We start from the raw sequence: 4,795 nt of genomic DNA, 5'->3' as shown, positions 1-4,795 counted from the left end.
CCGGGTGGGGGCAGTCCGCGGCGCGGGCGTCGAGCAGGACCCGGGCGCGCAGGTCGCGCGTCTCGTCGCCGTCCGCGCTCCAGCGGTAGCCCACGGCGCGTTCCACGTCCCCGCCGGGGCCGGTGAGCGCGCCCAGGTGGGCGACGCGGTCGGCGGCGCGGCCGATGGCGTACGCCTCGCGCAGCCCGCGCGCCGTCTCCAGCAGGGGTACGAGCGCGAAGTGGCCGTCGGGCAGCCCGTGGTGGCGCTCGCACCACGCGAGCATCCGGTCGGCCGCGCGTACGTCGTCGGCGTGGGAAACCTTGGGCAGCACGATGCCGTAGAGGCCGGGGCGGGCCACGGCGCGCAGTTCGTCGGCGGCCTGCCAGCCCGCCGCGCGGTCGAGGGCGTTGACGCGGACGAACAGCCGCATGCGCGACGTTGCCCGGTCGACGGCGCGGGTCACGGCGTCCAGCGCCGCCGCTTTGCCGTCGTCGGGGACCGCGTCCTCCAGGTCGAGGATCACGGCGTCGGCGCCCGCCGCCTCGGCCTTGGGCAGCCAGTCGGTCCTGCTGCCCGGGACGAAGAGCAGGGAGCGCAGCGGGACCCTGCCACGTGGTTCAGATGACATCGTCGTCCTCCAGCCGCGTCAGCCGCTTGTCGTCGATGCCGAGCCACTCCCCGTAGACCAGCGCGTTGTCCTCGCCGAGCGCCGGGCCGGTGCGCCACACCGCGCCGGGGGCCTGGCGGAAGTGCGGGATGACCGCCTGCATCCGGACCGGGCCGAGGTCGGGGTCGTCGACGGTGATGATGTCCTCGCGCTCGGCGTAGACGGGGTCGGCCGCGATGTCGGCGGCGGTGAAGACGCGGGAGGCCACCACCTCGGCGCGTTCGAACTCCTCCAGGCAGACGGCCGAGGGGCGCCCGGCGACCCATTCGCGCAGCGCCGCGTCGAGCCGGTCGCGGCCCGCGTGCTGCTGCTCGACGGTGGCGAACTCGGCGTCGGGCAGGCCGAGGAGCCGGACCACGTTGAGTACCGAGCGGGTGGTGGCGGAGGTGACGGTGAGCCAGTCGCCGTCACCGCTGCGGTAGGTGTTGATGACGGCGGCGGGCGCGACCGCGAGCTGGTTGCCCGCCCGCTCGGGGGCCGTACCGAGCTGGTCGTAGGCGATGATCTGCCACTCCACGAGGCGGTAGAGGGGTTCGAAGAGGGCCAGGTCGATCCACTCGCCGTCGAAGTCCGGGTCGGTGTCGCGGCGGTGCAGCGCGGCGAGCACCGCGAACGCGCCCATCAGGCCGGTGACGGCGTCGCCGTGCGAGAAGCCGGTGTGCACGGGCGGGCCTTCGGGGAAGCCGGTGAGGTGGACGACCCCGCTGCGGGCCTCGCCCATCTTGCCGAAGCCGGGGGCGTCCGCGCGGGAGGAGGTGGCGCCGAAGCCGGAGATCTGGAGCAGGATGGCCCGGGGGTTGAGCGCGTGGACGGCCTCCCAGTCCAGCCCCCAGGCGCGCAGCCGCCCGGCGCGGAGCGTCACGATCACCACATCGGCCCAGGCGACCAGTTCGCGGGCGACTTCCCGGCCCGTCTCGTGGTGGAGATCGAGCGTCACGGAGCGCTTGTTGCGGCCCGCCACCTTGAACCAGAGCGGGACCCCGTCCCATCGGGGCCCCATGGCCCGGGCGGCGTCCCCGTCGCCGCCCCACTCGACGTGTACGACGTCGGCGCCCTGGTCGGCGAGCATGCCCCCGGCGAGCGGGCCCGCCACGACGTGGGGCGAACTCCACCACCTTGAGCCCCGCGAGCTGTCCCTGCCGTGTGCTGGTGTGGTTCCTCCATGCGGTTCAGGCTGCGGGGTGGGGAATATGCGGGTCCAGCATTGAACGAACATCAATTCATGCGGATATCGCAAAGGATCGCAAAGGATCGCGAAGGAAAGCCCAGGCGAAATCCCTGCCGCCCGGTCAGTCCGCGTCCGGCTCCTCCCACACCACGCCCTCCGGGAGCCGGTGGCCCGCCGTACGGAACGCCTCCAGCTCCTCCAGGAAGCGCCCCGCGCCCGGCGGGAGCGCCCGGTGCGCCGGGAGGACCACGTACAGGCGGCGCTCCAGCACCGGCGCGACCAGCGGGCGGCGCACCAGGGGGCCCGGCGGGATCAGGGGGTGGACCAGGGCGGGGAGGGCGGAGACGCCGAGGCCCGCCGCCACCAGGCCGCCCACCGTGGCCACGCTCGACGCCTCGGCCGCCGGGGCGGCGTCCCTGCCCGCCCGGGCGAAGGCGGCGTCCGTCATGCGGCGCACACTGGAGTCCGTACCGACCGCGAGGAACGGTTCGCGGCCGAGCCGCTCCCAGGTGACCTCGTCCCGCTCGGCGAGCGGATGGTGTTCGGGGAGGACCGCGTGGAAGCGGTCGCGCACCAGGGGCCGCAGCCGGATGCCACCGGTCGCCTGGTGGCGGGGGACCGTGCTCACGGCGAAGTCGGCGTCGCCGTCCACCACCCGCTGGAGCACCGAGCGTTCCAGGCCGTCCAGGAGCCGTACGGTCATCTCGGGGCGCCGGGCGCGGAAGGCGGAGATGACCGGGGGCAGGAGGACGGCCGCCACCGAGGGGAGGGTGGCCAGCGATACGGCGCCGCGCTCGCCCGCCACATAGCGGCCCAGCTGGGCGAGGCCCGCCCGGTGCGCGGCGAGGATCTGGTCGGCGATGCGCAGCGCCTCCGCCCCGGCCGGGGTGAGTTCGACGTTGCGGGTGTCGCGCTCCAGCAGCCGCATGCCGAGGGTGCGTTCCAGATCGGCGACCGCGCGGCTCAAGGAGGACTGGGACACATGCAGTTCGGCGGCCGCCGCGGTGAAGCTGACCGCGCGGGCGACCGCGGTGTACGCCGTGAGCTGGCGGAGGGTGACGTCCATGGTCGGCGAGGGACCGGGCCCGGGGGAACTGTTGCGCAGAACGCATGGATAGATCTGTGTTCGATGCTGGACGCGGATCTTTCGCCGCTCCGACACTCTTCGGCAACACCTGACCGGACGAGGAAGCGAGCGGCCCATGCTGGCAGCCCTGGGATTCTGCACGATCGGCGGCTTCCTGCTGCTCACCATGTTCAAACGGGTCTCGGTGCTCGTCGCCCTCGTGCTGACGCCGGTGGTCACCGCGGTCATCGGCGGTTACGGGGACGACCTCGGCCCGATGGCGCTCGACGGGCTGTCCCAGGTCGCCCCGACCGGCATCATGATCGCCTTCGCGGTGCTCTACTTCAGCCTGATGATCGACGCGGGGCTCTTCGAGCCGCTGATCCGCGCCATCCTGCGCATTGCGAAGAACGACCCGCTGCGCGTCACGGTCGGCACCGCCGTCCTCACCATGTGCGTGGGGCTCGACGGCGACGGCGCCTCGACCTTCCTCATCTCCATCTCCGCCCTGCTGCCCGTCTACCGGCGGCTCGGCATGAGCCGGCTCGTGCTCGCCGGGGTCGTCGCCCTCGGCGCGGGCGTGATGAACATGATCCCGTGGGGCGGCCCGACCGCGCGGGCCGCCGCCACCCTCAAGCTCGAGACCTCCGACATCATCACCCCGCTGCTGCCCGCCTTCGCCGTGGGCATCGCCTGGGTGCTGTTCGCCTCGTACGCCATCGGCCGCCGGGAGCGCACCCGCCTGGGCGGTGCGGTCACGGCCGAGCCGGAACCGGCCCCGGCCCCTGCGGCGGCCGTCGGCGACGGCCCCGGTACGCCGCGCGTGGCCGGCCGGGCGGGCACCGCGCTCACCGTCTTCAACTTGGCTCTCACCCTGGCCCTGCTGACCGGTCTGGTGCTGGAGGTCATGCCGCTGCCGGTGCTGTTCGTGGTCGCGTTCGCCATCGCGCTGCTGGTCAACTACCCGCGCTGGGAGGACCAGCAGGCCCTGCTGGAGAAGCACGGCAACAGCGTCGTCCTCGTCACCACCATGATCTTCGCCGCCGGTGTGTTCACCGGCATCCTCACCGGCACCGGCATGATCGGGAAGATGGCGCACGCGATCGTCGCGGTCATCCCCGACGGCCTCGGCGGGCATCTGCCCGCGCTGGTCGCCGTCACCAGCATGCCGCTCAGCCTCGTCTTCACCCCTGACGCCTACTACTTCGGCATCCTGCCCGTGCTCGCCGGAACCGCCGACTCCTTCGGCACCGACCCCGCCGAGGTCGCCCGCGCCGCCGTCCTCGGCCAGATGACCACCGGCTTCCCGCTCTCCCCGCTCACCGCCGCGACCTTCATCCTGCTCGGCATGAGCGGCGTGCAGCTCGGCGAGCACCAGCGGTTCATCTTCGGCTGGGCGTTCGGCACGACGCTGGTGATGTCCGCGGTCGCCATGGCGACGGGTGCGATCCCGGTGTGACCCCGTCCGCAACACTGTGCCGCCCCCAGGAGGAGCCCCCGCGATGCCATCCGTATGCCGACGCCGACGCCGATTCCGTACGTCCGCGAGTCTGCTGACCGCCGCCCTGACCGCAGCGTCCCTCACCCCCGCCGCCGCGGCGGCGGAGGCGCCGCCGCCTCCCGGGTTCCACCACCTCACCTCCGTCCACTACGACGGCAGGGGCGACGATCTGCTCACCGCCGGGCTCGGCTTCGACGGGCTGCGCGGCCCGCTGCCCGCCCCCGCAGACCCCGACCGGCCCACCGCCGCCGAACTGCGCCGCCAGGCCATCTGGGCGTCCGCCGGAATGGCGGCAGGGTCCGGCGGCGGGCTCGGGCGGCTGTACGGGGCCAACGTCGACCGGGGCCGCCCGCTGCCGGGCGACGGCCGGATCGCGGGCACACAGAGTACCGGGCGGTGGTGGGGCGCGGC

Annotated in this window: 5 protein-coding genes; 2 read left to right on the top strand and 3 right to left on the bottom strand. The window is 73.7% G+C overall.

Annotated elements, in window-relative coordinates; all coding sequences use genetic code 11:
* The 3 genes from SSOG_RS02995 to SSOG_RS02985 form a co-directional block, all read right to left on the bottom strand.
* Positions 1-610: HpcH/HpaI aldolase/citrate lyase family protein (locus SSOG_RS02995; RefSeq protein WP_009712727.1), on the bottom strand; the 610-nt coding region annotated here is incomplete at its 3' end.
* Positions 600-1,742, bottom strand: a complete 1,143-nt coding sequence (locus tag SSOG_RS02990) for a CaiB/BaiF CoA transferase family protein (protein ID WP_245606207.1) — start codon at positions 1,740-1,742, stop codon at positions 600-602. The genes SSOG_RS02995 and SSOG_RS02990, both read right to left, overlap by 11 nt.
* Positions 1,743-1,938: 196 nt before the next feature.
* Complete coding sequence (locus SSOG_RS02985; RefSeq protein WP_009712725.1) at positions 1,939-2,883, bottom strand: LysR family transcriptional regulator; 945 nt, start codon at positions 2,881-2,883, stop codon at positions 1,939-1,941.
* Between the two features lie 136 nt (positions 2,884-3,019).
* Here SSOG_RS02985 and SSOG_RS02980 point away from each other — a divergent pair, with 136 nt between their 5' ends.
* Together SSOG_RS02980 and SSOG_RS02975 are read left to right on the top strand one after the other, a co-directional pair.
* Entirely contained in the window at positions 3,020-4,342 is a 1,323-nt protein-coding gene (locus tag SSOG_RS02980) for a CitMHS family transporter (RefSeq protein ID WP_009712724.1), read from the top strand.
* 43 nt (positions 4,343-4,385) lie between these two features.
* Positions 4,386-4,795: 3-hydroxybutyrate oligomer hydrolase family protein (locus tag SSOG_RS02975; RefSeq protein WP_039936427.1), on the top strand; the 410-nt coding region annotated here is incomplete at its 3' end.

Origin of the sequence: Streptomyces himastatinicus ATCC 53653, assembly GCF_000158915.1 — a bacterium.
Classification (GTDB): Bacteria; Actinomycetota; Actinomycetes; order Streptomycetales; family Streptomycetaceae; genus Streptomyces; species Streptomyces himastatinicus.
Note: the sequence above shows the minus strand (reverse complement) of the source record. Positions and strands in the feature narration are given on the sequence as shown.